Here is a 26,871-nt window from a genome sequence, read left to right on the forward strand (position 1 = left end):
TCCTCGACTTTTTATTGCATCAGTGTATTAGTCTTTAAAGTTATTAAACTGCAAAGGCACACCAAATTGCTGCTCTTTTAAGAATGCCATAATTTGTTGCAAAGTATCGCGTTTCTTATCCGTTACACGAATCTTGTCGCCTTGAATAGAAGATTGCGCCTTAATGCCACTTTCTTTAATGGCTTTATTAATTTTTTTTGCGGTGTCAGAGTCAAGACCATCTTTAAGCTTAATGATTTGAATCACATTTTTACCTGAAGCGGTCATTTTTTGTGGATCAAGGGCTTGAATATCCACTTTGCGTTTAAAGAAATGATTTTCTAGCATGCTATATACTTGTTCACATTGAAAATCACTTTCTGTCGTGATTTTGATTTCTTTATTTTTTTCGCTTAATTCAAGAGAAACATCTTGGCCACGGAAGTCAAAACGTGTTGCAATTTCTTTTTGCGTGTTTTGAACGGCATGATTTACTTCAAAAATTTCTAATTCAGAGACAATATCGAAAGAAGGCATGGTTTAGACCTTTACAAAGGGAAAGAATATCTGAGATGCTAGGGATGTTTTCTTCATTTGCCAAGTGTTGTTTACATCAAAGGAGTGCACAATGATCCGTAAGCAAGAAATTACAACATTTGAGTTCCCAGAAAATGCAGTTATCTGGGATGTTCGTGATACAAAAGCCTTTGCTGAAGGTCATGTAAAAGGTGCTGTAAATCAGCCCATAGATGACTTGAGTGCAGACAGCTTAACTCAGGTGGAGTCGGATCAGCCTATTTACATTTTATGTGGTGGTGGAAGTAAAGCACCACGTGCTGCTGAAAAGTTAGAGAGCTTAGATGGCTCGCGTGAGTATGTTGTATTGATGGGTGGCACGCGTGCCGCGCGTGATGCAGGATTGCCTTTAGAACAGGGCGCTTAAGAAAAAAGCACCGTAAGGTGCTTTTTTAATGGCTAAAAAATGAATTTCGCTCAATCTCTCTTTTTTATTAAGGAAGATTTTAGTGGACTGATTTTTTAAAGCGAGTTTGGAAGTGGTTTTTGATAGTAAGGCTTTTTCGGTTTTACTTTTTTGATAAAACGTCGTGGATTAAGTTTATTCACCCAATATGAAGTCAGCGGGCAGGCTTCCCCTAAAACTTGGGCAGCCAAAACTTCACTACACAGCGGGGCAAATAAAAAGCCTTTAGAGCCTAAGGCCGTAAAGGTATATATTTCAGCATCTGGCTGAATTTTTCCGAGTAAGGGGAAATAGTCCGGGCTTTGTGTCCGTACCGATGCGCGGCCCTGCCAAGTTTCAATAGGCGGCAAAGATTGCGCATAATCCGGAAAGACACTATGGATCAGCGAATAATTATGCACATGATCTTCAACCAAAACTTTATCATCATCACAATCTGGGTGAAATGAAGCCCCTAAAATCAGATGCTGGTCCAGCTGCATGCAATAACCACCGTAGCTATACGCCTGTTCAGGCTGTAACGGATGATTTGAATTATTTACCCAGCTGACTTGCCCACGGTTCGGCTTCAATTTGGGGAATTGTTTTGCAAAGTTTTTACTATTCAGTGCCGCACAAATAATCACATGATCAAACTCTCCCAAACAGTGTTGCTTGATGTCGATCACTTGAATTTTAGATGTAGTTTTTAACTCAATAATTTCCGCTTGCTGAAAGTGAATGGAAGGATGCGCCAAAATTTGATCGCGTAATTGAGGTGGCGAAATTGTACCGGCTTGTAATAATTTTAGGCTCGGAAATTCAGTTTCAAGATCACTTTGATTGGCTTTTTTCGCAAATACTCCATCTGGATAGTGCTCTGCAAGTTTAAGTAAATCATCGTCCTGTTTAAGCGCCAATTGACTGACCTGAATCGGATGAAAAGCTTTGAATTTTTGATAATGCGGAATCGCATATTGCCATGCCAACGTGACCAGATGCTCTGCACTTTGCTCAACACGGCCTAATCTAGGGTTGAGCAAGGCCAGTGGATTACCCGAGGCACCTGCAAGTGGCTCAGATTGGTCGTAAATGATGATTTGATGGCCGCGCTTGGCAAAGGCGAAGGCACAGCTTAAACCGGCTATTCCTGCGCCTATAATTGCAATTTTGCGTCTTTTAAATACTGAAGCTGAATTTATTAATTCGGGTTGTTCGGTCTTTGCGATTGTTGACTGAAGAACTGGTTGATTTTGAGCTTCTGGAGGGTTCCAGATTGCTGTGAGCATTTGACGCTTATGCTTAAAACCTGGTGGCAGAGAAGTCGTAATTCCATGCTCGCTTAAGCCCCGCTTTAAAACACCCGCAACACTAAAGGAGGCAAAAGTCGTTCCATAATTAGAAAGCCGGATAATATGGCTCAAAACATGTTCTTGCCACAGATCAGGATTGCAAGAAGGTGCAAAACCATCTAAAAACCAGGCATCTACAGCTTTGGTTTTAACAATGACCGGCAAGACATCATTGGCATCACCGAGCCATAGATCAATGGAAAAATGATCGTCAGGAAAGTTTAGTCGGTGACAGCCGGCAATAGGCAGTGGATATTGCTCGATCAGCTGCTCGGCCAGAGGTTGCAGTTCCGGCCAGACATTGAGCGCGCGAATAAAATCGGTCTTGTTAAGTGGGAATTTTTCCACGCTGATCAAGTGCAGATGACTTCGGTTCTTCGGGCGCAATTGTTGCCACATCTGCCATAATGCTAAAGCGTTTAAAGCTGTACCAAAACCGGTTTCACCTACGCAAAAATATTCAAAATCCTGCAGCTTTGCCAAACGTGTGGCGAGGTCATTACCATTCAAAAAGACGTGTCGTGTTTCGAGTAACCCATTGTCTCTAGAAAAATAGATGTCCCCAAATTTTTTGGAGACAGGAATATCAATTCCATCCACACATTGCCAATCAAGATCAGCAGTTTGAATTGCACTCGACAAAATCTAAGTAACCTTTAAAACACAATAGAAAGGGATGTTTTACCACTGACGACGACGTTTGGTATAGACATAACTTGCAATCAGGAAACCGAGCAAGACACCTAACGCAATGGTCGCAGCACCATATAAAAACATTTGTGCGCTACGTTCACTTTGTAAAACTTGAACTTGAACCCCCAAGCTATCATTTTTCAATTGTAGCTCCTGATTTTGCGATAACGCCTCTAAGTTGGCTTTTTCCAGTTGTTGCAAGCGTGTTTCTTGATCTTTGACCAAGGCTTTAACTTTGGCATCCTGCAAGGCTTTATTTTTTGCAAGTTGCTCCGCCGTTAAAGGCTTGGCTTCTTGGGGTAGCCCATTTGGATTCATGCTGGTAGCACCCCCAGGAACAGTACCGGGTCTACTGGCGGGCAGAGTCTGTGGAGGCGGTGTTACTGTCGTGGCTTGAGCAGCAGGTATAGGCGTAGCAGGAGCCGGTTCAACCGCCGATACCGTAGAACAGATTAAAGACAAACCCAATAAGCTTGAAACAACAACGCGCATGATTTTATCCTTGAGGGAAAGCTTTATTAAAAGGTTTCACATCAATATGACTATATACGCCTTCTTTTAAGAAAGGCTCTTCTTGTAGCCATGCATCAAGCGCTTCACGCGATTCAAAGTCAACAATAATGGTACTGCCATAAAAACCTGCTTGTGGATTGGTCGGGTCTTTTGGCATGGCACCGGCCACAATTAAGCGACCTTCATCATTTAATTTTTGCAGACGTTCAAGATGTTGTGGGCGTGTAGCAAGACGTTTTTCTACTGTACCTTCGTTATCTGTACAGCTTACGACGAATAAAGGCATATTCTTTCTCGATCAGTTGACCTAAATTATTCTTCAGGCGACTTAAAATATTTGCGCAAGACAATAAACTGAATAATGATAAAGGAAAACATCACAATCATGTCACCAAATGCAGTGAATTCACCCCAATATTTTCCACCTAAAAATAAAAAAGCGAAGAAAATATGTAAGCAGGACATGAATATGAACATTCCAGCCCAGGCAAAGTTTAAATTTTTCCAGCCTTGTTCCGTTAAATTGAAGATAGGCCCAAATAAACGTTGAATCAGCGGTTTCTTGTCTTTCATAAAATAAGGTGAAAGTAAAAATGCGCCTGCGAAGACAATATTTAAAAGAACCGCTTTCAAACGAATATAGAAATCATCGCTGAGCATTAAAGTCACACCGCCAAAAATCACCGTCATGAACAATACAATCCACTGTTGTTTGTCTAAACGAAATTTCTGTATAAAAAACAAAGCCCCATATACCACAAGCATGGAAATAATCAGGCCGGTGGTTGCAACCAAAATATTATTGTTATCTATACCGCCTGCAGAACCAATCAATTGAAGCAGGGGATGCTCAGTATCTTTAGGGTCAACGGTTTTATATAAATAAAAGAAAATAATGAGTGGCACAAAGTCTAAAAGTGCTTTCATGTTAAAGTATCTAAATCTGATCAAATAAATGACGTAGTATAAGTGATGCAAGGCGTAGATTTACATACACACAGTAATATTTCTGATGGAACTTTGTCTCCAGAACAACTTGTGCATGCAGCCGTTGAAAAAGGTATTCATACCCTTGCGCTGACTGACCACGATACTATGGATGGCTTAAAGTTAGCTGAAAAAGTTGCTTTGGATTTGCCATTGAATATTATTTCAGGTGTAGAAATCTCCAGTCAATGGTCACGACCGGCAACTCAAAAAAGTTACGGGGTACATATTGTCGCCTTGAATATGCAAAATCCAGAGCCTTTGCAGGTTGTACTCGAACAACAAAAACAGATTCGTGCCATTCGCGCCAAACAAATTTGTGATTTGCTGATTCCGCTGATTGGTCAGGATATTTATGCCGATGTCATTGCCAAGGTAGAGGGTATTGCAGATCGTATTACCCGTACGCATATTGCCAAAACCCTAGTTGAAAAAAAGATTGTGAACCGTCCACAACAGGCTTTTGATAAATATATTAAAGAAGGCAAAAAAGCCTACGTAAAATTTGATGGCTTGGGGTTAGAAGAAACCATTCAGGTGATTCATGCAAGCCAAGGTTATGCCATCTTGGCACACCCAACCAAATATGATTTATCCGCCACCAATATCCGTTATTTGATTGAAATATTTGCCCGGTTTGGTGGAGACGCCGTTGAACTTCCTCCAGCGATTGAGCCTGCGTCTACACGTCAGATGATTGATCGCATGATTGAGGAATTTAATTTGAAGGTGTCTGTCGGTAGTGATTTTCATGGCGATCATATGCCATGGATTCGATTGGGTAATATTCCGAGACTCAAAGAGGGGCAAGTCGGGATTTGGGAGAGTTTTGTTTAGTCATTCCCTCATCCCAACCTTCTCCCTGAGCCATATATGGCGCAAGAGAAGGAGTTCCCTCTCCTTTCAGCAGATGAGAAGCACATCTTCGTAAAGGAGAGGTAATCAGTTAAAGTAAATTATGATCCTGCGCCTGAATTGGCGGTGGGGTCGGTTTCCCCAAAGTTCCCAACAATTCAATTTCAATAGTGCGCACCATTGAATCTAATGGTAAGTCATTACTTTGCGTACCAAACGGCTCTTCAATTTCTGAACTTAAGGCATCTAAGCCTAAAAAGGTATACGCCAAAATACCCACCATTAACGGGGTTGCTAAACCTAGGGTTGAGCCTAAGCTAAAGGGCAGCATAAAACAGAAAAAATAAACGGTACGGTTCAGTAAAACCGAGTAGGCAAAAGGCAGAGGAGTGGTCGCAATACGGTCGCAACCTGTTTGAACCAAACTCAGTTCAGCCACGTGCTGGTTCATTTGCATATAAATAATATCGGAAATTTCACCTTCTTTAAGGGCTTGCATCAATTCCCATTGAATCAAACTTAAGGTGTATTGTGGCGCATTGGCTTGTTGATAGAGCTGAGTTACAGCATGCTGGCTCATACCACTGGTTTCTACCAATTCCATCGGGTTCGCCGTTTGATGACGTAAACGGTCACGCAGCACATTGGCAAATACAATGACGTGCTGGATCACGCGTTCACGGCGACCTTGACTCAGCATACGGCAGTCACGGTCAAAATGCCGGGCATTGGCAATCAGCATGCCCCACAGTTTACGTGCTTCCCACCAACGGTCATAACAGGCGGTATTTTTAAAACCCAGAAAAATGGACAGCACTACCCCAATAAGGGTAAAACCCACCAACGGTAATTCTGGAAAATGAAAATATCCGATATAAGATAATCCACCAATTACACCCGAGATCAGCATGACCACGCCTAAAGGCGGCAAAACCTTGGGAAGAATAGTTCCACGCCAAGAAAATAACAGCCTAAATATACTAGGTTGGTCACGCACAATCATGTTATTAGTATCGTCAAAACTTTCATTGATCTTCAATGTTAGCAGGGCTTTTGTCAACATTTGTTACATTTATTATTGGGGCAGAATCAGCCCATGTTCAGCAAAAGAATAACTCCCTTCTGGAGAAACAATACAATGGTCAATTAGCTTGATTTCTAATAAATCACAAGCCGTTAAAATACGCTGAGTGAGTTCAATATCAGCCTTCGATGCATGTGGCCTACCAAAGGGATGGTTATGAGCAATCACAATACTACTGGCATGTTGATTAATGGCATGGCGCAGCAACTGATTAATTGAAATTTCACATGAGTTTATTGACCCATAGAACATTTTTTTAAAGCTTATTTTTCTTAAATGTACATCTAGGCAAAGCACTGCAAAAACTTCTTGAGTTTCACCGAGCAATTCAAATTTCAAAAAATCCAAAAGTGTTTTTGAGTTACTTAGTTCAATTTTTTCCTGTTTTAAATGTTGACCAATATAACGCCGTCCCAATTCTTTAACAGCCATCAGCTGAGCATATTTGCTGTCGCCAATACCATGAAACTGGCCTAAATCCTGAAGGGTGGCATCAAAAATCGGATTAAGTCCGCCGAAATGTTGCAATAGCAGCCGGGAAAGTTCAACTGCTGAATGCTGCTTGGAACCAGAACGTAAAAAGATGGCGAGTAGTTCGGCATCTGACAAACTGGGCGCACCTTGTCGAATCAGTCGTTCGCGTGGACGTTCTTGTTCTGGCCAATGTTTAATCGATAAATTCATTTTTTTAGACTTTTTTATTCTTAGTGAGTGTAATTAGAACGAAGGGCTACCTTGGGTCTGCGTTTATTTAATGCTATTGTGAGCGCCACTGCAACAGCAAAGGTAGCCTGTTTGTGAGCTTCGACCTAAGTGTAATTCCCAATAAAAATATTGTTTTAGCGGTAACAGGCGGCATTGCAGCCTATAAAAGTGCTATTTTGGTTCGTCGATTAAAAGATGCTGGCTTTAATGTCAGGGTAGTCATGACCCACGGTGCGCAAGCATTTGTCACTCCGCTCACCTTTCAGGCTTTGTCTGGGAATCCAGTCCATACTGAATTACTCAACCCCGAAGCGGAAGCTGGAATGGGGCATATTGAACTGGCACGCTGGGCCGATTTATTATTGGTTGCACCGGCAAGTTGCGATACTTTAGCGAAATTTGCTGCCGGTCTAGCGGATGATTTATTAAGTACTCTATATTTGGCAACCAAATCACCGGTTTGGGTGGCACCCGCGATGAATCAACAAATGTGGGCCGCAAAAGCCACGCAGCGTAATTTAAATACGCTGGTTGAAGATGGTGTGCATGTGATTATGCCAGATGCTGGTTCACAAGCTTGTGGCGATGTGGGTTTGGGGCGTATGCCGGAGCCGGAAGATCTGGCACGACAAGTGACTCAATATTTCCATAGAGCACAACGTGCCATTGCAGAAAAATTTGGCATGCTGGCGGGTAAACATGTAGTGATTACTGCAGGTCCGACCCGTGAAGCGATGGATCCGGTACGTTATATTTCCAACCACAGTACCGGAAAAATGGGCTTTGCCTTGGCTGCTGCCTGTTATGCAGCCGGTGCCAAAGTCACTCTGATTGCTGGTCCTGTGAGTCTGGATACGCCAAATGGGGTACGCCGTATTAATGTCTCATCTGCGGTTAAAATGCTTGAGATCAGCATGCAAATGCTGGATGAAGGTTGCGATATCTTTATTGCGACAGCAGCGGTTGCGGACTACCGAGTGGCCGAAGTTGCCGAACATAAAATTAAAAAAACCGGTGATGAACTAAATATCTCATTAATTAAAAACCCGGATATTGTCGCGACCATTGCCCAGCAAAAAAAGCGTCCATTTATGGTGGGATTCGCAGCTGAAACCCGCAATGTCGAAGAATATGCAGCCGGTAAACTGGTGGCGAAAAAACTCGACATGATTGCCTGTAATGATGTATCACGGCCTGATATTGGTTTTGCCTCTGATGAAAATGCCATGATGGTGTTTTTTGCCGAGCAGTATCAGATGCAGAAACGTGAGCTGGAAAAAGCCTCAAAACAGGAAATTGCGCAGCAGCTAGTGGAAGCGATTCATGATGCCTTGCATCATGAAATAGAGCCGGTCTAAAAAACTGAAGTTATTGATTAAAATGCAATGAATCCGTTGCATTTTTTATGGAATTTACACTATGTTTAATGCTATTTAGGCAAATCTTTAAAACAATTAAACAGCAATAATAATCACAGTTTTTAAATGGAACTTCAAAGGACATCTACATGATTAAAAAAACCTTCACCCCAGTAATGCTTGCATTCGCTTTGTCATTTAGCAGCTTAAGTTTTGCCGGCAAGCTTGAACAGAATATGGATACGCTTGCAAAAAACTTTAAAATGTTTAACAAAGCAGAGAATCAAAGTGATGCGCTAAAAGCGCTAGATCATATGAAAGCTGCAGCTTTAGATGCAAAACAAATGAAGTTAAAAAACAATGATGTAAAAGCGCCGACCTCAGATGCTTTATATGATCAATTGCTGACAGAGATTGATAAAACCCGGTTGTTGGTTCAAGCGGGTCAATTAGAGCAAGCCAAAGCAGAAGGTAAAAAAATTGTTGCGATTAAAGATCGGGGGCATGCTGTTTATAATCAGCACTAATTTTACGGACCTTCGCAGTTCAAAGACATGAATGGTGAAAATTTAGATTAAGCCCGTAGTTTTTCACTAATTGTCATAGCAAGCTGTGTCAGATTTCTTTCTTAGTCAGCAGAATATAAAGACAGCGGAAAAATCAAATTCAAAAAAATGCCAGTCCACTTCAAGTGGGCTAGCATTGCTGATCATGATCGAACATGTAATTAGTTTGAAGCTAGAGATTCCTGATGTTCTCTCACATATTCTTCAGTACGCTGCATCGCTTCCTGAATATTAATTAAAGCTGTTTCTACATCTTTCAGGGTCTTGGCATTACCGCCACTTAAAGCCTGACGCCATTTTCGCGCACCCGGCAGGTTTTGGAATAAACCTAGAATGTGACGGGTGATAATGGAAAGCGGTGCACCTTCTTGCATACGTTTAGCAATATACGGCATCATCTGCGCCATAATATCGAAACGGTCAGGGGCTTCAAGGTTCCACACTTGTCCCAGTTCAGCCAAAAGATAAGGGTTGTGATAGGCTTCACGACCAATCATCACGCCATCAACATGTTTTAAATGTGCTTGGGTTTCTGCCAGGGTTTTGACACCGCCGTTAATTTCAATCAGCAGGTTTGGACGTTCCTGTTTTAAACGGTAAACGTCTGCATAACGTAAAGGTGGAACATCGCGGTTTTCTTTAGGCGATAAGCCTTGCAGCAGGGCAATACGTGCATGCACAATAAAGTTGTCACAGCCGGTTTTAGACACAGTATCGACAAAATGCAGCATTTCTTCATAGGACTGCATGTCATCAATCCCAATCCGGTGTTTTACGGTAACAGGAATATCCACGGCATTACGCATTTCAGCAATACAGTCCGCGACCAAGTCCGGTTCTGCCATTAAACATGCGCCAATTTTATTGTTTTGTACGCGGTCACTTGGGCAGCCGACATTCAGGTTGACTTCATCGTAGCCCCAGTCTTGCGCCATTTTAGTACAGGTTGCCAGGTCTTTCGGATTCGAGCCACCAAGTTGCAACACAATCGGGTGTTCTTCGTTGTTGTAGTCCAAATGACGCGCCGCATCACCAAATAGAATGGCACCAGTGGTTACCATTTCAGTGTACATAATAATATTTGGATTAAAAAGGCGGGCAAAAAAACGGTAGTCACGGGTGGTCCAATCCATCATCGGCGCGACCGAAATGCGAGGCTGTAAAGATCGGAGAGCAGTCATGGCATGAACCTGTAACGAAGAAAAAACCGAAGCGCGGATTATACGTGCTTTCTGATCAAAGCAACAACACTGGATCGGGAACTAAAAATAATCAACATTTTAGGCTATTGATTATTCGATAAAAAATGACTGTATAAGTAATTCTTTATATTGTAAATATTATAAAATTGAGTATGTTTAATGAGAAGAATAATAAAGTATGAGAATTTAAAATGATGCTTTTGGAAGAAATCTTTAAAAGTAAAAAAGCCGAGCATTCTGATTACTTCAATCTCAGAATTCATCGTGGCTTAAGTTGGTTCAAAAAATCTGTCGAACTCGATAGTGATCTTGACCTTAAATTTATAAGCCTCTGGATCGCGTTCAATGCCATTTATGCGCAGGATGTCACCATTACCCAAGACAAGCAATCATTACGACATTTTTTGTATCTCATTTGCCAAAAAGATCAGGAATCTAAAATTTATAATATTCTTTGGGATAAGTTTAGTCAGCCGATTCGGCTGCTATTAGAGAATCCTTATGGGTATCAAGGGTTTTGGGATTTTCAAAATCAAAAAATTAGTCAAGTCACCTGGAAAGAAGATTTTGAGCAGGAAAAGAAGAAGGTGCATAGAGCATTACAAGAAAAAGCTTCGGTCGATATTTTATTCGTAATTTTTAATCGTCTGTACACCTTGCGCAATCAAATGATCCATGGCGGAGTGACTTATAATAGTTCTGTGAACCGTAAACAACTTCAAGATGCCTGTAATATTTTGGCGGCATTTTTACCGGTATTTATATTGGTCTTGCTGGAAAATGCCCAAACCTTAGATTTAGGCAAACCGTTTTATCCTATGGTGCAAGTTTCTTGATGGAAAGTCTAATTCACAATGAAGTCAAACCGCTTCTTCAGTTAGAGGCTTTTTAGTTAGAGCACCTGTGTTCTAGCGTGATAATGCATATCAAGTAAAGCAAACAGGGCGGAACCGATTACCAAACCCAGTCCTGCGATACAGGTCATGCTCCATCCACCATGATGCCATGTATAAACACCGAGCGCAGAACCACAGGCACCGCCAATAAAATACAAAGTCATATAAAGGGAATTGACCCGGGATTTAGCATCCGGGCGTAAGCGGAAAATCACATTCTGATTACAGCTATGCGTGATTGCCAAGCCCAAATTAATCAGCCCGTAGCCTAGAATATAACTGAGTAAAGATACCGCACCAAAATAAAGAAATAGCCAGCTACCGATCAGAATAGAACAGCCGATCCAGCTCAGCGTTTTGATATGACCACGGTCTGCCCATTTACCAATTATCTGCGTAGAAAGCGCGCCAAACACCCCGACCAGCGTGACCAGACCGACCATGACATCAGAAAGCTGAAAGGGTTTTTGGGTGAGCAGCAGGGCAATGGTAGAGAACAGCATACTCATGGCGGCAAAAGCACAGGCTCCTGTAAGCGAGCGCAACACCAAGCGTGGTTCCTGTTTTAATAATATCGCCATGGATTTAAAAATCGCCGCATAGCTTATTTTCAAACGCGGCAGACTCGGTAATTTACCTTTTAAATAGAAACTTAAGCCCAGCATGGCAATTCCACTGACGACATAGATCATTTTCCAGTGAAACAGGTCGGACAATAATCCTGCAATACTGGTCGAGAGCAGAATACCGACCAGCAAGCCACTCATCAGGAAGCCGACTACTTCTCCGGTTTTTTCCGGCTTCACCGCCATGGTGGCCAAGGGAATCAGGATTTGGGCAGCCACAGAAAAAAGTCCAGCAATAATGGTTCCAATCCAGAGCATTGGCAGATTCACAGCACTGGCACAAATAAATAAGCCTACGGCTGCACCCAGCATAAGAAAGGGAATAAGTTTGCTTTTATTGAGCATGTCGCCCAAAGGTACAATAAACAGTAAACCCAATGCATAGGAAATCTGGGCAAAGGTGACAGTCAGTGCCACTTGAGATTCAGGAACCTGATAATACTGCTGGATGGAGGAAATCAAAGGCTGGCAGTAATAGTTTGCCCCCGCACATAAACCACAAGCAATAGCCATCAACCATAGCAAAGATTTATCTTGGCTAATGTCGAGAGAAGTATTCATAAAAATCCTTTGCTTAATGTTTTACCGACGGTTCGCGGTTGCTCCTTTTCAGTGAGCCGCACCAGTATAGCAAGACCTGAGACAGGAATTAGCAGACAAAAAGGTAAAGACGGATATTTGCCTGGCTATTCATTTACTGAATTCAAAATTGTTATTTTGGGGAGAGACTATAAATATCTCCCTAGAAACTCTTAAAATTACCCTATTCACAGTATTTTGATGAAGATGTTTAGTGAGCGAGTTTCTTTTTCGATAAGGTAATCATCATTACACCGAAAATATTCAAGGCACAGCCGAACCACTGAATCGCATTCATTTTTTCACCCAAGAAAAGAGTTGCCAAAATAATGGTCAGAATAGGACCAATAGATGCAATCATGGCAGATTGTGAAGCACCTAAGCGCTCAATACTCTGCATCAACAATACCGTAGGTAAAACCGTGACCATAAAGCCTAGCCCAACGCCATACCAAATTACGGCACTGGGTAACTGCGTGAGGAGGCCAATTGGATTAGGAATGGCAATTACATAATGGGTGAGGGTGCCAATACAGGCAATGCTCAGTGCAAGGCCGGTAAAGTTCCATGAACCGAATTTCTGAATCAGGCGCGGTGTTAATAATAAATAGCTTGCGAATGCCACAGCACTGGCAAACACTAAACTTGCACCCAGCCAGAAATTGCTTTGATGCGGAACATTACTTTGTTCTTGTAGCATCACGATGACTGTCCCACCATAGCTGAGCAAAATCGCAAAAAGACTTTTAAAGCTTAAGCGTTGTTTATAGATGATGCTTGAAGCCAGAACCGTCATCGTGGGATATAAAAATAAAATAATCCGTTCCAGTGAGGCACTGATATACATCAGCCCGACAAAATCCAGCCAGCTAGCAAGGTAATAACCGATCAAGCCTGCAAGGATCAATAAACCCCAGTCTTTACTGCTCAGGTTTTTACTCTGATGTCGACTTAACCAGCAAATCAGAAGGAAGAAAGGCAGCGCACTGGCCATTCTGAGAGCCATGAGAACCGTGCCATCGACCAGCGGGGAGAGTGCATAGGTCTGTTTAATAAAAATAGCTTTGGTGCTAAATAAAAAAGCAGCACAAACAGCGAACAAGGAACCTAATTGTGTTCTTGTTAGACTTAGTTTCATTTTACCTACTTGGGAAATGCTTTAAGTATGAAAGAGAAAGTGTAGAACCGTGAATTATAAAGTTTTTGCTCAGCAAGGTGAAATGCAAAAATATGATGGCTAAGATTCTAATTTGGAATGAATCCTTTTTTATTGGGTTTAATTTATTTCAACAAAGGAGCGATAAAATAAAAGCTGAACTTAGTTCCATGAATCTCTTTTTCAACGATCAGATCAATGGGTTAAATGTGCCGCAGAAAACCGTAAAACGCTAAAGTTGATCATTTTAATCAGGAAAAATAGGGATATAAGGATGAATATTTGTCTACTGCACTAAAGTGGTGCACAAAATAGTCATTTATGTAAAAATACGATTAAATCATCATCAAGCGAAATGGTGCGCAAAAAAAATTCAACTATTTTTTTGATCTTATTAGACTTATGGCAAGTAAGACTAGATTGATAAAAATAACAATTGAAATTGAAAATAATAGAGATGAGATACGATTTAGTTTGCAGCTTATTTTTAGAAATGATCTTTTAAAAACAGGCAGATTTTCTGCTCAATCAGTCTGTAGATCATGTCACTTTAGCCAACCTTATTAAAAGTAGCGCTGAAATAGGCTGTTTTATCCCAAAATAAGAGCATCTTTAAGGTAGCGTTTTATTTATCGTAAAAGCGTAAATTGTCAGAATGATCAATGCATATTTTTTAAGCAAGCCTAAAAAATCATAATCCACATTTAAATATAAGAATTAAGAAAGTATTGCAATGGCAATCCGGTGGATAAAAGAATTTTTAATCCAGGCGGAACCAAGAAATGCGATATCGTATAATTATTTTTATGAATTACCAGTTCAAAATATAGGTATTTATTAAATAAATAGTGGGTGGTAATTTAAAAAAGTTCAATTAGAATCCAAAAATTCAACAAAAATGCATCTAGGGGGAAACATTGCTAACTGCAATGTTTACTTAAGAAAAATTAGCTTGAGGAAGGCTCATGCAGATCGGAATCCCAACCGAAACTGTTATCGGTGAAAGTCGTGTGGCTGCAACACCAGAAACAGTAAAGAAGTTGATCAGTGCTGGTCATACAGTGGTCATTGAACGTAGAGCAGGTGTTAAAGCCGCTTATATTGACAGTGCATATGAACAAGTCGGTGCCAAAATTACGGATGATGCTTATACCGGCAGTCAAATTATTTTGAAAGTTCGTGCGCCTAAAGGTGACGAAATTCAGAAACTTGCTCCAAATACTGCAGTTATTGCGATGTTTGACCCATACCGCAATACTGAACTTGACCAATTTGCATCGGCGCAGGTGTCTGCATTTGCATTAGAGCTTTTACCTCGTACGCTTTCCCGTGCACAAAACATGGATGTATTGTCTTCGCAAGCCAACCTGGCCGGTTATAAATCGGTACTTTTGGCGGCTGCTGAATACCAGCGCATGTTCCCAATGTTGATGACTGCTGCAGGTACGGTTAAACCTGCCCGTGTAGTCATCATGGGGGTAGGTGTTGCCGGTCTACAAGCAATTGCAACTGCAAAGCGCTTAGGTGCTGTGGTTGAAGCAACAGATTTACGTCCAACAGCTCGCGATCAGGTGGAGTCTTTAGGCGGTAAATGGTTAGACGTGCCAATGTCTGACGAAGAAAAACAGAAAGCTGCGGATGCGGCTAAAAATGGTTATGGCTGGATGCCGGGTGAGCAATACATCAAAGACCAAGCCGCAATTGTCGACAAAGCCGTTTCTAATGCGGATATCGTGATTACCACTGCACTGTTACCAGGCCGTGATGCACCGCGTTTAATCAAATCTGAAACGGTTGCCAAAATGAAACCGGGTTCAATCATTCTGGATATGGCAGTGGAATCGGGCGGTAACGTTGAAGGTTCTAAGTGCGGTGAAAATGTCGTAACCGATAATGGCGTGACCATTTTGGGTATTCCAAATATCCCGGCAACAGTTGCGACTGAAGCTTCAGCACTTTATGCACGCAATGTCTTTAATTTCCTGGAAACTCTTTTTGATCAAGACAAAAACTTTGTCATTAATCCAGAAGAAGAAATTCAAAAAGCGCTACTCGTCGCTCATGGCGGCCAAGTGCTGTTAAAGCGTGGTTAAGGAGATAGATCATGGTTGAAACGATTACAATTTTCGTCCTTGCCATCTTCGTAGGTTACTACGTAGTTTGGGGCGTGACACCCGCTTTACACACGCCACTTATGGCTGTCACCAATGCACTGTCTTCCATTATTGTGGTCGGTGCGATGATCCAGACTGTGGGTTTGCCGGTGATCGGCGTAGACGCAAACGTGGCTTTCCAGAGCGTGAACATTGTCAGCATTTTGGGTGCGATCGCTGTGTTCTTGGCAAGTATCAATATTTTCGGTGGCTTTGCCGTGACTGCACGTATGCTTGAGATGTTTAAGCCGAAGCAAAAGAAAAAAGAGGGTTCATAAATGGAATTTATTCGAGACTATGCGGATTGGTTCTACTTGGTAGGCGCCGTTCTTTTTATCTTAACACTTCGTGGTTTGTCTGGCCCGAAAACGGCTATTCAGGGTAACCGTTACGGCATGATCGCGATGGCGATTGCTGTAATCACGACATTCTTTGTTGCCGAGCATCCGGTGGTCTGGATGATTATCGGTGCAATGGTACTGGGTGGTGTAGTGGGTATTGCACGTGCACGTACTGTCCCGATGACACAGATGCCTGAAACTGTTGCGCTGATGCACTCCTTGGTCGGTTTAGCTGCAGTTTTAATTGCGATTGCTGCCATTTTGCATAATAACCAGCTGACAGCATTGTTTGCTCAAAATCAGACTGCTCTAGAGGCGGCTGGTGTTCAGCATGTACACATGAGCAAAGTTCATTTATTTGAATTGTTTGTGGGTTGCTTTGTGGGCGCGATTACTTTTACAGCCTCTGTATTTGCCTATGGTAAATTGGCTGCGAAAAAATGGGCAAAAACCATTTCAGGTGCATGGGTTAAACCGGTACAGGCGCTTATTTTCCTGGCGATGTTAGCGTCTGGCTTTGTGTTCTTCTCAACAGGCAACATGCAGGCGTTCTGGGCAATGACTGCTCTGGCGCTGGTATTCGGTTGGGTATGGATTGCACCGGTCGGTGGCGGTGATATGCCAGTTGTGGTATCGCTGTTGAACTCGTTCTCGGGTTGGGCGGCAGCAGGTATTGGTTTCACTTTAGAGAACAATATGCTGATCGTTGCAGGTTCGCTTGTCGGTTCATCTGGTGCGATTCTGTCTTACATTATGTGTAAAGCGATGAACCGTTCGATCATCAACGTTTTGTTTGGTGGTGCAATGGGCGGTACAGCAGTTGCAGCAGTAGACAATGGTGAAAAAGTTCAGCGTAATCACCGTTCAGGTTCAGCAGATGATGCCGGCTTCTTGATGTCGAATGCCGACAGCGTTGTGATTGTACCAGGGTATGGTATGGCGCAAGGTCGTGCACAGAATGCTGTGAAAGAACTGTGTGAAATCCTGAAAGAACAAGGCGTAAAAGTCCGTTTTGCGATTCACCCGGTAGCGGGTCGTATGCCGGGTCATATGAACGTCCTGCTTGCAGAAGCTGATGTTGCCTATGATGACATCTTGGAAATGGACGAAATCAACACTGATTTCCCTGCAACGGATGTGGTTCTGGTAATTGGAGCAAATGACGTGGTTAATCCTGCAGCAAAAGATGATCCAACTTCACCAATTTACGGTATGCCAATTTTGGAAGCGCATAAGGCGCGTACCATTATGGTGATCAAGCGTTCTATGGCAACGGGTTATGCAGGTCTGGACAATGACTTGTTCTATAACGAGAAGACCATGATGATTTTTGGTGATGCCAAGAAAGTGGTAGAAGACATGACCAAAGCAATTAATGGTGGCGGTCACTAAATAGACGCTTGAAAAGTCTCTCTTTCATAAAGAGGGATTGAGCGAGATTAAAACCACCTTTGGGTGGTTTTTTATTTTTTAAATGGAGAATTTTAAAGCTATAAAGTAAATGAAAATAATGAGAGACTTCTTTAGGAATCGGTTAATTTTTCATCTTATTTGGTGCGCTATTGCAGAAAGACATAGCTAAAATGCGTCATAAGATGGCAGTTAAATCTCTATTTTATTTTTTGATTTAAACACGGATTTAATTGAGTTTCTTACAAAGAAAATAAAACAGCTTTAAGAGATGCATGTTTCTGAATATTTAAAAATAAAAAAATATATCCCTTAAATTTGGCATTTCTTTTGCTATTTCATGAATGGGTTTTAGGGGAATTGTTCATGAAAATAATAAAGTATCTTGTGTGGCTATTATCGGTATTTTCATTGCCTGTATTTGCCAGTGAATCTGCGACAAACACGGCCAATCTTCAAGAAATACGTTTGTCACTCGACAGTGTGTGGGTAGTGATGGGCGGAATCTTGGTCTTCTTTATGCAGGCCGGTTTTGCAATGGTGGAAAGTGGCTCTGTACGCAGTAAAAATACCGTCAATGTACTCATGAAAAATTATATGGACGCTTGTCTTGGCGGATTGGTGTTCTGGTTATTGGGATTTGGTTTGATGTTTGGGACCAATGCTTCAGGCTGGATCGGAACCAGTCATTTTGCACCCAATGTCATGGATGATTGGCATTGGAATTTATTGTTCTTCCAAATGATGTTTGCTGCCACAGCGACGACCATTGCCAGTGGGGCCATGGCTGAACGTATTCACTTTGTGGCGTATGTGGTCAGTGCAGCGGTAGTCAGCGGATTGATTTACCCGGTGTTTGGCAGCTGGGCATGGGGCAGTATCTTTGAGGGTTCGGGCTGGTTGAAAGCTTTGGGCTTTATCGACTTTGCCGGTTCAACCGTGGTGCATTCAATCGGTGGATGGGTAGCATTGGCAGGCATCATTGTATTGGGTCCTCGCTTGGGACGTTTTGGACGTAATGGACAAATTCACCATCTGACAGGACATAATCTACCTTTGGTTGCCTTAGGTGGTTTTATTCTATGGCTGGCATGGTTTGGTTTTAATGCCGCATCCACAGTCAATGCCAGTGTCAGTATTGGTCGAATTGCCTTGAATACCCATTTGGCGGCCTGTGCCGGAGCAGTCGCTTATATGCTGTATGCTTTAATTGGGGGCAAAGCGATCCTGATGAAGACAACTATCAATGCATCCTTGGGTGGTTTAGTAGGAATTACCGCAGGCTGTGCAACTATGTCTCCCGTCTTTGCAGTCGTGACTGGTGCAGTTGCAGGTTTGCTGGTGAGTACCTTGCCGACCTTAATGGAAAAATTAAAACTTGATGATGTGGTCGATGCGGTTACTGTACATGGTTTTTGTGGGGCATGGGGAACAGTCGCTGCAGGCTTGTTTTTTGAAGCCGATATGTTTAATTCACATATTATTTTAATTCAGGCTTTAGGGGTGATGGTCGCATTTGCCTGGGGCTTTGGAATTGCATTAGTTGTATTTAAATTACTGGATAAACTATTGGGCGGCTTACGCGTCAGCACGCAACATGAGCAACGTGGTCTGGATTATACCGAACATGCAGAATTATCTTATCCCGAATTTCAGCGTGATGTGACTTTTGAAACAGATGATATTACCAAACGCCACTAAGGAGTTTAGCCATGCCGAATGAATTACTCAGTGTGATGCAAAAGAAACAAGCGATTGAACGTGGCTTAAGTCCTTATATGCAAGGTGCGGTACTGGAACGTGTATTACATTATTGGGAACAAGAATATGGGGATAAACCTTCTTTTGTACTTAATCGCTTCTTGAGTGAAATTTGTGATACCGAGGAATTGCGCTTTTATCGCAAGGATATGCTGAAGCAGGTTTTGTGTGAAATGTCGGCTGTTGAAAAGCACGTTTTATTAGAGTTAAAACCCAAAGCAGAATCGGTAAACTTGATTTCAACTCATCTTTCGGATGCTTTCTTTGACTTAATTAACAGTGTGATGATGACCGTTATAGAAACTGATCTTAATGATTTTAATGAGGAAGTTAAAAAACGACTACAATTGATAGGTTTAGCCATAATGACTTCTACAAAAATTAATGAAACTGCTTTTGTAGAATTTTTATCGCTGACCAGTTATGCCGAGGTCATTACTACAATCTATGAATGTTATTGCGAGTTTTATGGACCAGTGAAAGCAGATCAGGTCTATGCACGTGTGAAAGTGAACATCAAGGCAAAATATCCTGATGTAGATTTACATCAATTGTTATAAATAGGGTTGATCTTAAAAGTGTAAAGATTCAGTTTTATATAGGAGCTGGGGCTAAAATAGGACATCTAAAATGAAAAAAGCGACCTTATGGTCGCTTTTTCTTGCTTTAAGCAGATTCTGGAGTAGCACGCCATAAGCTTTCAAGGTCGTAAAATTTACGCGCTGTTGGAAGCATCACGTGGACAACCACAAAACCGAGATCGATTAAGATCCATTCCGCATCACGTTCACCTTCAACGCCGATCGGGCGGAAACCCGCTTTACGTGCTTCTTCAGCAACGTTATCTGCGAGGGCTTTAATGTGACGGGATGATGTACCGCTAGCAATGACCATATAGTCTGCTACATTGCTAATAGCGCCAACATTAAGTTCAATAATATCTTTTGCTTTTACATCTAATAGGGCTTCATGTACAACTTTCAAGCAAGCTTGTACATCTTTAGCTTGAGAATTCATTGCGAGATCGAGAGAATTAGAAGCGCTGGGCGATGGTTCTAAATTCATAAAGGGTTTTATTTCCGGACAATAACTCATCGTGTAATATAGCGGTTTTAGTGCCGAATTTCAAATCCGTTCATGATTTAACTTTGCGGATGTTTTACAAAATATTTATCTTTCCATGCAAAAGAATGCTGTGAGTGTACCTGAGGTCGATATTCCGCAGCGGTGTAGCCCATATAGCTGCTTTGATTAAGCCATTGAAAAATTTCTGCGAAATTAATTTGAGCAGTATCGGGTTCGTGACGTCCCGGACAGTCTGCAAATTGAATATGACCAATATCGTGAATATTTTCTTTTAATGCTTCAAATACATCTTCACCCATCATTGCCATGTGATAACAGTCATATTGCATTTTTAGGGCAGGATTTTGTACGGCTTCAAGCATTTCTTGCGCTTGAGCGATGTTCTGAACTAGAAAGCGTGGCATATCTGTGCCATTAATCATTTCAAATACCGGCTGAATCTGATATTCGCCTAGCATAGAGCAGGCAAGTTTCAAATTTTTTGCCAAAGTATTTAAGCAAGGCAGTAGATCTGCATCGAGTGGTTGCTTGCCCGCTAAAATGTTTACACTCGGGACATTCAGTGCTGTGGCATATTGAATTGCTTGTTCTAAACCGCGATGAAACTCAAGTTCCATACCCGGAACACCGGCAAGACCATTGCCACCTTGCATTAAATCACCGGCAGGCACATTGATCAGGCAAAGGCTTAAGTCATGAAGGGTCAGCTGGGTTTGAATTTGTTCAATGCTGAGTTCATAAGGAAACTGAATTTCCACATGCTGAAAACCCTGTGCGTGAGCCAGAGCAAAGCGCTCAATCAAAGGCACTTCAGTAAAAATCATCGATAAATTTACTGCTAGCTTAATCATGCCTTGCTCCTACGCGTTAGAAAATAAGTTGCTTCAAGATTCAACCAGTTGAATCACTGTAGCAAGATCTGCTTCAGCATAACCTTTAGTTTGATGGGTTTTCAATTGTGATAGTGCCTGTTTTGCAACAGGAATATTTAAACTGAATTGTTCAGCAAGCTGCACAGCATTATTTAAGTCCTTGGATAAGGTTTGAACTTTCCATTGCACCGGCTCAAAAGTATGCGTCGCCATACGTGGAGTTAAAATCTGAAAAGGCTTCGAGTCGGCAAAACCACCGGCAAGTGCAGGGGCAAGTAAAGTTGTATCGACACCGGCTTTCGCCGCTAAAGCTACCGCTTCAGCAATTAAGGTGCTGTTGGCTGCAACAATCAGTTGATTACAAATTTTGGTGGCTTGCCCGGTTCCAGTTTCGCCCATACGGGTGACACGCTGGGAAAGTACATTATAAATCAGCGATAAATTCTGGATAGTTTGCAGGTCACCTCCGGCAAAAATCACCAAGGTTCCCTGTTCAGCGCCCGCGGTCCCACCCGAGACAGGGGAATCAATCCACTGGACTTGGCGAATTTGGGCCTGCTTCGCCAAAGTCTTGGTTTGATCCACAGACAAACTTGAGAAGTCTACAATCACTTGTCCAGCAGATAACAGGTTCTGAATCTGATCATAGACGGCTTGCACTGCTACATCATCGGCTAAGCAGGTCAAAATAACAGGATATTGTCCGATGTCTTGCAGTTCTAAGGCGGTGGCGCCCATATCAATCAGCACATCACAGGCGGATGCTGTGCGGTTCCAGACAGCGACTTCAAAACCGGCTTGAATCAGTCGGGTGGCCATACGGCTGCCCATCAGTCCCATGCCCAAGAATGCAATTTTTGTATTACGATCAAAACTCATATGTTTTTCTCTGCAAAATCCTGTTATTTGAATATTTTACTTATATTGGCGCGGTAAAAACTGAACTTCAGGGTTTTTGTCTTTTTTACGGGCCAATTTACTGTTTTTACCCAGCAGTAATTTCAATTGCCAGATTTTCTCTAGGCGTAGAGATTTTTTCGGTGCATGTTCCATGGCATCGAGTACGCGTTTGGCTGCAGTCAATGCATCAGGAGAACGTTGCAACATTTCTTCTGCAAGGGCCTGGGCTTTGCTAATTGGCGATTCATCCAAATGCGTTACCAGACCAATTTCCTTGGCATAATTTGCATCGAAAATACGTCCAGTCAAAGTCAACTCTTTGGCTAGGTCAACATTAATAATGCCTTTAATGGATCGGGTCAGTCCCATGTCTGGCACCAGTCCCCAACGGCTTTCCATAATCGACATTTTGGTATTTGGATGGGCAATCCGGATATCCGCAGCCAGTGCCAATTGCATCCCGGCACCGAGGCAATAACCCTCAAGTGCTGCAATGACTGGAACAGGCAGTTCCTGCCAAATTAGAAAAGCTTTCTGGAATAGACTTTGCCCCGGTTTGATCAGTTCCCAAGCCGCATAAGCAGTATTTTTAGGGGCGTTCAAATCGGCAAGGTCAATCCCGGCACTAAATACATGCGCTTCACCGGTTAAAATGACACAGCGAATTGAGCGATCTTTTTTAATTTGATTGGCAGCAGTTACCAGTTCACGTAACAAAGCAAAGCTCATGGCATTGCGTTTTTCTGGACGGTTTAAAGAAACAGTTGCGATACCATTATTTTTTTCGATGCGAAGTAACGCCATGGGTATAGACCTGATTTTTTCGGTTGTTTTGAGCATACCACGGGCATTTCTCTGATACATGTCACGATACATGACACAAGAGTCACATCTGCAGATAGACATGACTTTTGAAATGCCGCCTAGCTTGCGTTAAGTATTTTGTTTGTTCAAAATTTGCTGCGATGCTTGTTCGACTTGCTGAATGACCGACTGTAATTCATCAAAGCGTTTTAAGGTTTCCTGAATAAAAGTTTCATCGGCTTTACGGCGTTCTTTACGTAACGAGGAAACAAATTGCTCAAATTTTCCGGTTGCTTCTTGCAGATCAGGTGCACCGACATAACGGGTGGCTCCATATAACCGATGCAGCACGTGTTCAAGTTGCGGGAAGTCTTCCATTTCAATCAACTGCTGCATTTCACTCAGTTCTGTAGGGAAGCTGTCGACCAGCATTTGAAGTAAATCGACTGCCAGATCTTCTTTATTGGCTGCCAGCTGTAAGCTTTGTTGCCAGTCTAAAATGTTTGGATCAAGGGCTTCAATCAGGATAGCTTTATCGACAGTTTTGGGCTTTTTAAAATTTTCTGAAGTCAATTGGGTCAAAATTTGAATGATCTGATCCATTTGAATCGGTTTGGTGACGTAATCATCCATCCCTACCTGCAACAATTTGTGTTTCTCATCGGCCAGAGCATGTGCTGTCAGGGCAATAATCGGCAGACGTTTATGGTTTTCTAAAGTCGATTCCAGCGAACGGATAGCACGCGTTGTATCTATTCCGGACATTACGGGCATCTGGATATCCATAAATATGACATCAAATGCTGGCAGATTTTTTTCTATCCGGTCCTGAATGATTTCCAGTGCTTCCTGGCCACTTAAGGCCTTGGTGGTCTTGACGTTGAGTTCACCCAATAGGGCTTCTAAAACAATCAGGTTCGGCAAGTGATCATCAACAGCGAGGACATGCAGCCCTTGACCATTAAATTCTTCATGCACATCCTGATCGAAAATCGGTTGATTGCTTAACAGCTGGATTAAGGCGCTACGGCTTAAAGGCTGATATAGCGGCCGCGCGCGATATTCATTCAGCATGTTCGGATCCAGCGACATCTGATAACCGTACACCGCAATATTGCCGTGGTAACGATTACGAATTTCTTTCAACAAGGCTTCGCCATCACCACTATGATCGACAATCAGCCAGGTATTTTCATCACTTTCCGAGAACTGATTGAGCTGGCTGAACAGATCCAGAATCGAGCTGGTTTCAACATGATGCACCTCATAATTTTCCAGATAATGACGCAGAATATTGGCAGTCGCGGGATGGGCCAAATAAGACACCACCTGCATGTTCTTAAAGTGCGGATGAACAATGTCAATGTCGTCATTTACAGCAAACATGGCGCTAAACCAGAATGTGGAACCTTTTTCAGTCGGTGCACGTTCCTGGTTGTCCTCAAAGCCAATTTGACCTTGCATTAAATGCACCAGCTGTTTGGAAATGGCCAAACCGAGCCCCGTGCCGCCAAATTGACGGGTCACCGAAGCATCACCTTGCGAGAAGGATTCAAACAGTTTTTTACGGTCAGTACCACTGAGGCCAATCCCGCTGTCCTGCACGCTAAAGTGCAACAGGCATTGTCCAATATCGTCGTGCTCCATACGGGCACGGACAATGATTTCACCGTCCGGGGTAAATTTAATCGCGTTGGAAATTAGGTTGGTGAGAATCTGTTTAAAGCGTAATGCATCGCCAATCACTTGCGTTGGAATATTATCGGCATAATAAAAAGCCATATCGATATGCTTTTGAGCCGCGAGTGGGGACAACATATCCATCACATCAAAAATGGCTTCTTCCAGATCAAAAGGCGCGGTTTCCAGTTCCAGCTTACCGGCATCAATTTTCGAGAAATCTAGTACGTCATTAATCAGGGCCAGAAGATGGGCAGATGATTTACGAATGGTTTGCAGATACAGGTTTTGTTCATTGCTCAAGTTGCCTTGACGCAGCAATAAATGAATAAAGCCATCAATACTGTTTAATGGAGTGCGCAATTCATGACTGATATTGGCCAGGAATACCGATTTGGACTGGTTGGCTGAAATCGCCTGGTCACGGGCCTGACGATAAGTAATGTTCTGAACTTCTAAGGTATCTAAGGTACGGCGTAAATCATCTTCCGTTTGTTCGGTATGTTCTTTAAGTTCTAAAAAGCTAAAGTGCAGCCGTTTGACCACATTGGCAATATCGCGCTGCAACAGACGCAATTCACCGGTACTGTTAATCACCATGTGTTGATCAAGAGTATCGGCATTCAGACGTTGCAATTGCATGCGAATTTCGTACATCGGTGCAATCCAGCGACGCGAATAGAAATTCAGGCACAATAAAAGTAGCAATAAAGTCAGTAAGCCTGTCGCAATCAGCACCACCATGACTCGATAACGCGCAATTTCAAGGGGTTGGTTGTCCAGTTCAATCACCAACCGTGCAGGCGCTTCAGTATGCTCATTAATTTTTAGTGAATAAATATTATTATCATGATGCAGAATAGGGCCGACGAAAGAGGCTTTAGAATTAATCTTCGGCCAAGGCTCCTGATCCTGAAAACCGATGCTTAAGCGGTTTCTGCCTTTATTATCAATAATAGCTGCGCGAATTAAATATTTTTCATTCAGCATGACCTGCATGGCATTACGGGCTTGATCATACTGCCATGGATAATTGCTTAATAAATCGATTGCTGCTTCGGAGGTGAGCTGATAACGGGTCATAATAGCAATTGCCATTTGGCGTTGCTGTGCACGCGATGCATTGGAGGTCTCAGACAAAACCAGCACAGCCCCGACACATGCCAAAATCATAATCGGCACAAAAATCAGTGCAATGAGTTGTCCATAAGCATGATTTAAGTGTAGACGTTTAAATAACTTTTTATTGATATTTGACATGGTTAAAGCAGTTTATTTTCTATGCACGGAATATTAGCACGCTTTATTTAAAACTGACTGTGCTTTAATCACTTTCAATAAAAAGCCTGTTAAATGGGTGCAGCGCGGAGCATTTTTTCATACAATAGACTCACCTCGATATAGGTGCAAATAATGAGTAATACCACCCCTGATTTTCAAGCAGACGAATTTTTGTTAGACCACTACGTAGGAAAAACCCCTCTGGTGCGTTTGCAACGTCTAGCAAGTCACACTCAAGCAACAGTATTGGCTAAACTTGAAGGAAATAATCCTGCAGGTTCGGTAAAAGACCGTCCAGCGTATAACATGATTATGCAAGCTGAAAAACGTGGTCAAATTAAACCGGGTGATACACTGATTGAGGCGACAAGCGGAAATACAGGTATTGCCTTGGCTATGGTTGCTGCAATGCGTGGCTATAAAATGAAACTCATTATGCCAACAGGTTCAAGTCAGGAACGCAAAGATGCGATGCGTGCTTATGGCGCTGAACTGATTGAATCTTCAAGCATGGAAGAGGCGCGTGATATGGCGCTGCAAATGGAAAAAGATGGTAGGGGATTGGTATTGAACCAGTTTGGTAACCCGGACAATGTCGAAGCACATTACCTCACCACCGGTCCAGAAATCTGGCAACAGACAGGCGGTAAAATTACCCATTTCGTCAGTTCCATGGGAACCACCGGGACGATTATGGGGATTTCCAAATATCTAAAAGAACAAAATCAGGATATTCAAATTGTCGGTTTACAACCTTCTGAAGGTTCAAATATTGCAGGTATTCGTCGTTGGCCACAAGAATATCTTCCCACCATTTTTGATCCGAAACGCGTTGACCGGATTATGGATATTCCGCAAATTGAAGCGGAAAAAATGGCACGGCAATTGGCGCGCAAAGAAGGCATCAGTGCCGGAACTTCATCAGGTGGTGCAGTTTGGGCCTCAATCAAGCTGGCTGAAGAAAATCCGGGCGCGGTGATTGTATGTATCATCTGTGACCGTGGTGACCGTTATCTTTCTACAGGTTTATTCTCTGTAAAAGATCCTGAATAAATCTCAATTTTTGTGAGT

The 26,871-nt window shown here is 42.4% G+C and carries 26 protein-coding genes; 11 read left to right on the forward strand and 15 right to left on the reverse strand.

Annotated features, from left to right (window positions below; translation table 11 throughout):
• Positions 1-27: 27 nt before the first annotated feature.
• On the reverse strand, positions 28-516 hold the full coding sequence (locus AC3CAU_RS05545; RefSeq protein ID WP_131218512.1) for a YajQ family cyclic di-GMP-binding protein: 489 nt from the start codon (positions 514-516) through the stop codon (positions 28-30).
• Positions 517-607: 91 nt separating this feature from the next.
• Here AC3CAU_RS05545 and AC3CAU_RS05550 point away from each other — a divergent pair, with 91 nt between their 5' ends.
• Entirely contained in the window at positions 608-922 is a 315-nt protein-coding gene (locus AC3CAU_RS05550) for a rhodanese-like domain-containing protein (protein ID WP_131218514.1), read from the forward strand.
• A gap of 95 nt (positions 923-1,017) precedes the next feature.
• Here AC3CAU_RS05550 and mnmC read toward each other — a convergent pair whose 3' ends face one another.
• From mnmC to AC3CAU_RS05570, 4 genes are read right to left on the reverse strand one after another with little or no spacing between them, the layout of a single operon-like run.
• Entirely contained in the window at positions 1,018-2,934 is a 1,917-nt protein-coding gene (mnmC, locus tag AC3CAU_RS05555; protein ID WP_447053649.1) for a bifunctional tRNA (5-methylaminomethyl-2-thiouridine)(34)-methyltransferase MnmC2/FAD-dependent 5-carboxymethylaminomethyl-2-thiouridine(34) oxidoreductase MnmC1, read from the reverse strand.
• Positions 2,935-2,973: 39 nt separating this feature from the next.
• Complete coding sequence (locus tag AC3CAU_RS05560; protein ID WP_424620379.1) at positions 2,974-3,477, reverse strand: SH3 domain-containing protein; 504 nt, start codon at positions 3,475-3,477, stop codon at positions 2,974-2,976.
• 4 nt (positions 3,478-3,481) lie between these two features.
• Entirely contained in the window at positions 3,482-3,784 is a 303-nt protein-coding gene (locus tag AC3CAU_RS05565) for a YciI family protein (protein WP_131216780.1), read from the reverse strand.
• 26 nt (positions 3,785-3,810) lie between these two features.
• On the reverse strand, positions 3,811-4,425 hold the full coding sequence (locus tag AC3CAU_RS05570; RefSeq protein WP_131216778.1) for a septation protein IspZ: 615 nt from the start codon (positions 4,423-4,425) through the stop codon (positions 3,811-3,813).
• Between the two features lie 45 nt (positions 4,426-4,470).
• Here AC3CAU_RS05570 and AC3CAU_RS05575 point away from each other — a divergent pair, with 45 nt between their 5' ends.
• Positions 4,471-5,322, forward strand: a complete 852-nt coding sequence (locus AC3CAU_RS05575) for a PHP domain-containing protein (RefSeq protein ID WP_424620382.1) — start codon at positions 4,471-4,473, stop codon at positions 5,320-5,322.
• A gap of 109 nt (positions 5,323-5,431) precedes the next feature.
• Here the strand turns inward: AC3CAU_RS05575 and AC3CAU_RS05580 are convergent, their stop codons facing one another.
• Positions 5,432-6,343: a bestrophin family protein gene (locus AC3CAU_RS05580; protein WP_131216776.1), complete on the reverse strand. Its 912-nt coding sequence runs from the start codon at positions 6,341-6,343 to the stop codon at positions 5,432-5,434.
• A gap of 72 nt (positions 6,344-6,415) precedes the next feature.
• Positions 6,416-7,108: a RadC family protein gene (gene radC / locus AC3CAU_RS05585; RefSeq protein WP_424620384.1), complete on the reverse strand. Its 693-nt coding sequence runs from the start codon at positions 7,106-7,108 to the stop codon at positions 6,416-6,418.
• Positions 7,109-7,221: 113 nt separating this feature from the next.
• On the opposite strand from radC, the gene coaBC reads away from it, so the two are divergent.
• Positions 7,222-8,487 (forward strand): bifunctional phosphopantothenoylcysteine decarboxylase/phosphopantothenate--cysteine ligase CoaBC, encoded by a 1,266-nt coding sequence (coaBC, locus tag AC3CAU_RS05590; protein WP_424620386.1) that lies wholly within the window; start codon positions 7,222-7,224, stop codon positions 8,485-8,487.
• Between the two features lie 149 nt (positions 8,488-8,636).
• Positions 8,637-9,014 (forward strand): cytochrome b562, encoded by a 378-nt coding sequence (locus tag AC3CAU_RS05595; RefSeq protein ID WP_424620388.1) that lies wholly within the window; start codon positions 8,637-8,639, stop codon positions 9,012-9,014.
• A 200-nt stretch (positions 9,015-9,214) separates the two neighbouring features.
• Here the strand turns inward: AC3CAU_RS05595 and dusA are convergent, their stop codons facing one another.
• On the reverse strand, positions 9,215-10,234 hold the full coding sequence (dusA, locus tag AC3CAU_RS05600) for a tRNA dihydrouridine(20/20a) synthase DusA (RefSeq protein WP_447053648.1): 1,020 nt from the start codon (positions 10,232-10,234) through the stop codon (positions 9,215-9,217).
• 212 nt (positions 10,235-10,446) lie between these two features.
• Between dusA and AC3CAU_RS05605 the strand changes: the two genes are divergently transcribed.
• Entirely contained in the window at positions 10,447-11,091 is a 645-nt protein-coding gene (locus tag AC3CAU_RS05605; RefSeq protein WP_131216766.1) for a HEPN domain-containing protein, read from the forward strand.
• Between the two features lie 56 nt (positions 11,092-11,147).
• On the opposite strand, the gene AC3CAU_RS05610 is transcribed toward AC3CAU_RS05605, so the two are convergent.
• Positions 11,148-12,338 (reverse strand): MFS transporter, encoded by a 1,191-nt coding sequence (locus AC3CAU_RS05610; protein WP_131216764.1) that lies wholly within the window; start codon positions 12,336-12,338, stop codon positions 11,148-11,150.
• Between the two features lie 229 nt (positions 12,339-12,567).
• Positions 12,568-13,494: a DMT family transporter gene (locus AC3CAU_RS05615; protein WP_447053647.1), complete on the reverse strand. Its 927-nt coding sequence runs from the start codon at positions 13,492-13,494 to the stop codon at positions 12,568-12,570.
• Positions 13,495-14,477: 983 nt separating this feature from the next.
• On the opposite strand from AC3CAU_RS05615, the gene AC3CAU_RS05620 reads away from it, so the two are divergent.
• The 5 genes from AC3CAU_RS05620 to AC3CAU_RS05640 all read left to right on the forward strand — a co-directional run bounded on the left by AC3CAU_RS05620 (position 14,478) and on the right by AC3CAU_RS05640 (position 19,737).
• The gene (locus tag AC3CAU_RS05620) at positions 14,478-15,605 is read left to right on the forward strand and encodes a Re/Si-specific NAD(P)(+) transhydrogenase subunit alpha (protein WP_424619260.1); all 1,128 of its coding nucleotides are present in this window, start codon (positions 14,478-14,480) and stop codon (positions 15,603-15,605) included.
• Between the two features lie 11 nt (positions 15,606-15,616).
• A complete protein-coding gene (locus tag AC3CAU_RS05625) occupies positions 15,617-15,943 on the forward strand; it encodes a proton-translocating transhydrogenase family protein (protein WP_131216758.1) in 327 nt (108 codons plus the stop codon).
• Positions 15,944-17,398: an NAD(P)(+) transhydrogenase (Re/Si-specific) subunit beta gene (locus AC3CAU_RS05630; protein ID WP_131216756.1), complete on the forward strand. Its 1,455-nt coding sequence runs from the start codon at positions 15,944-15,946 to the stop codon at positions 17,396-17,398.
• A 384-nt stretch (positions 17,399-17,782) separates the two neighbouring features.
• Positions 17,783-19,117: an ammonium transporter gene (locus tag AC3CAU_RS05635; RefSeq protein WP_447053646.1), complete on the forward strand. Its 1,335-nt coding sequence runs from the start codon at positions 17,783-17,785 to the stop codon at positions 19,115-19,117.
• 11 nt (positions 19,118-19,128) lie between these two features.
• Entirely contained in the window at positions 19,129-19,737 is a 609-nt protein-coding gene (locus AC3CAU_RS05640; protein ID WP_131216752.1) for a hypothetical protein, read from the forward strand.
• 106 nt (positions 19,738-19,843) lie between these two features.
• On the opposite strand, the gene rsfS is transcribed toward AC3CAU_RS05640, so the two are convergent.
• The 5 genes from rsfS to AC3CAU_RS05665 form a co-directional block, all read right to left on the reverse strand.
• Positions 19,844-20,242, reverse strand: coding sequence for a ribosome silencing factor (gene rsfS, locus AC3CAU_RS05645; RefSeq protein ID WP_131216751.1), 399 nt, complete (start codon positions 20,240-20,242; stop codon positions 19,844-19,846).
• A gap of 77 nt (positions 20,243-20,319) precedes the next feature.
• The gene (locus AC3CAU_RS05650; protein ID WP_131216749.1) at positions 20,320-21,114 is read right to left on the reverse strand and encodes a hydroxypyruvate isomerase family protein; all 795 of its coding nucleotides are present in this window, start codon (positions 21,112-21,114) and stop codon (positions 20,320-20,322) included.
• A gap of 33 nt (positions 21,115-21,147) precedes the next feature.
• Positions 21,148-22,014, reverse strand: coding sequence for an NAD(P)-dependent oxidoreductase (locus AC3CAU_RS05655; protein WP_424619268.1), 867 nt, complete (start codon positions 22,012-22,014; stop codon positions 21,148-21,150).
• A 36-nt stretch (positions 22,015-22,050) separates the two neighbouring features.
• Positions 22,051-22,839 (reverse strand): crotonase/enoyl-CoA hydratase family protein, encoded by a 789-nt coding sequence (locus AC3CAU_RS05660; RefSeq protein ID WP_131216745.1) that lies wholly within the window; start codon positions 22,837-22,839, stop codon positions 22,051-22,053.
• Positions 22,840-22,968: 129 nt separating this feature from the next.
• Positions 22,969-25,779, reverse strand: coding sequence for a GacS-like sensor histidine kinase (locus AC3CAU_RS05665; protein ID WP_447053644.1), 2,811 nt, complete (start codon positions 25,777-25,779; stop codon positions 22,969-22,971).
• Between the two features lie 153 nt (positions 25,780-25,932).
• On the opposite strand from AC3CAU_RS05665, the gene cysM reads away from it, so the two are divergent.
• Entirely contained in the window at positions 25,933-26,853 is a 921-nt protein-coding gene (gene cysM, locus AC3CAU_RS05670) for a cysteine synthase CysM (RefSeq protein ID WP_131216741.1), read from the forward strand.
• The last annotated feature ends 18 nt before the right edge of the window (positions 26,854-26,871 follow it).

This window comes from Acinetobacter sp. GG23 (assembly GCF_057766365.1).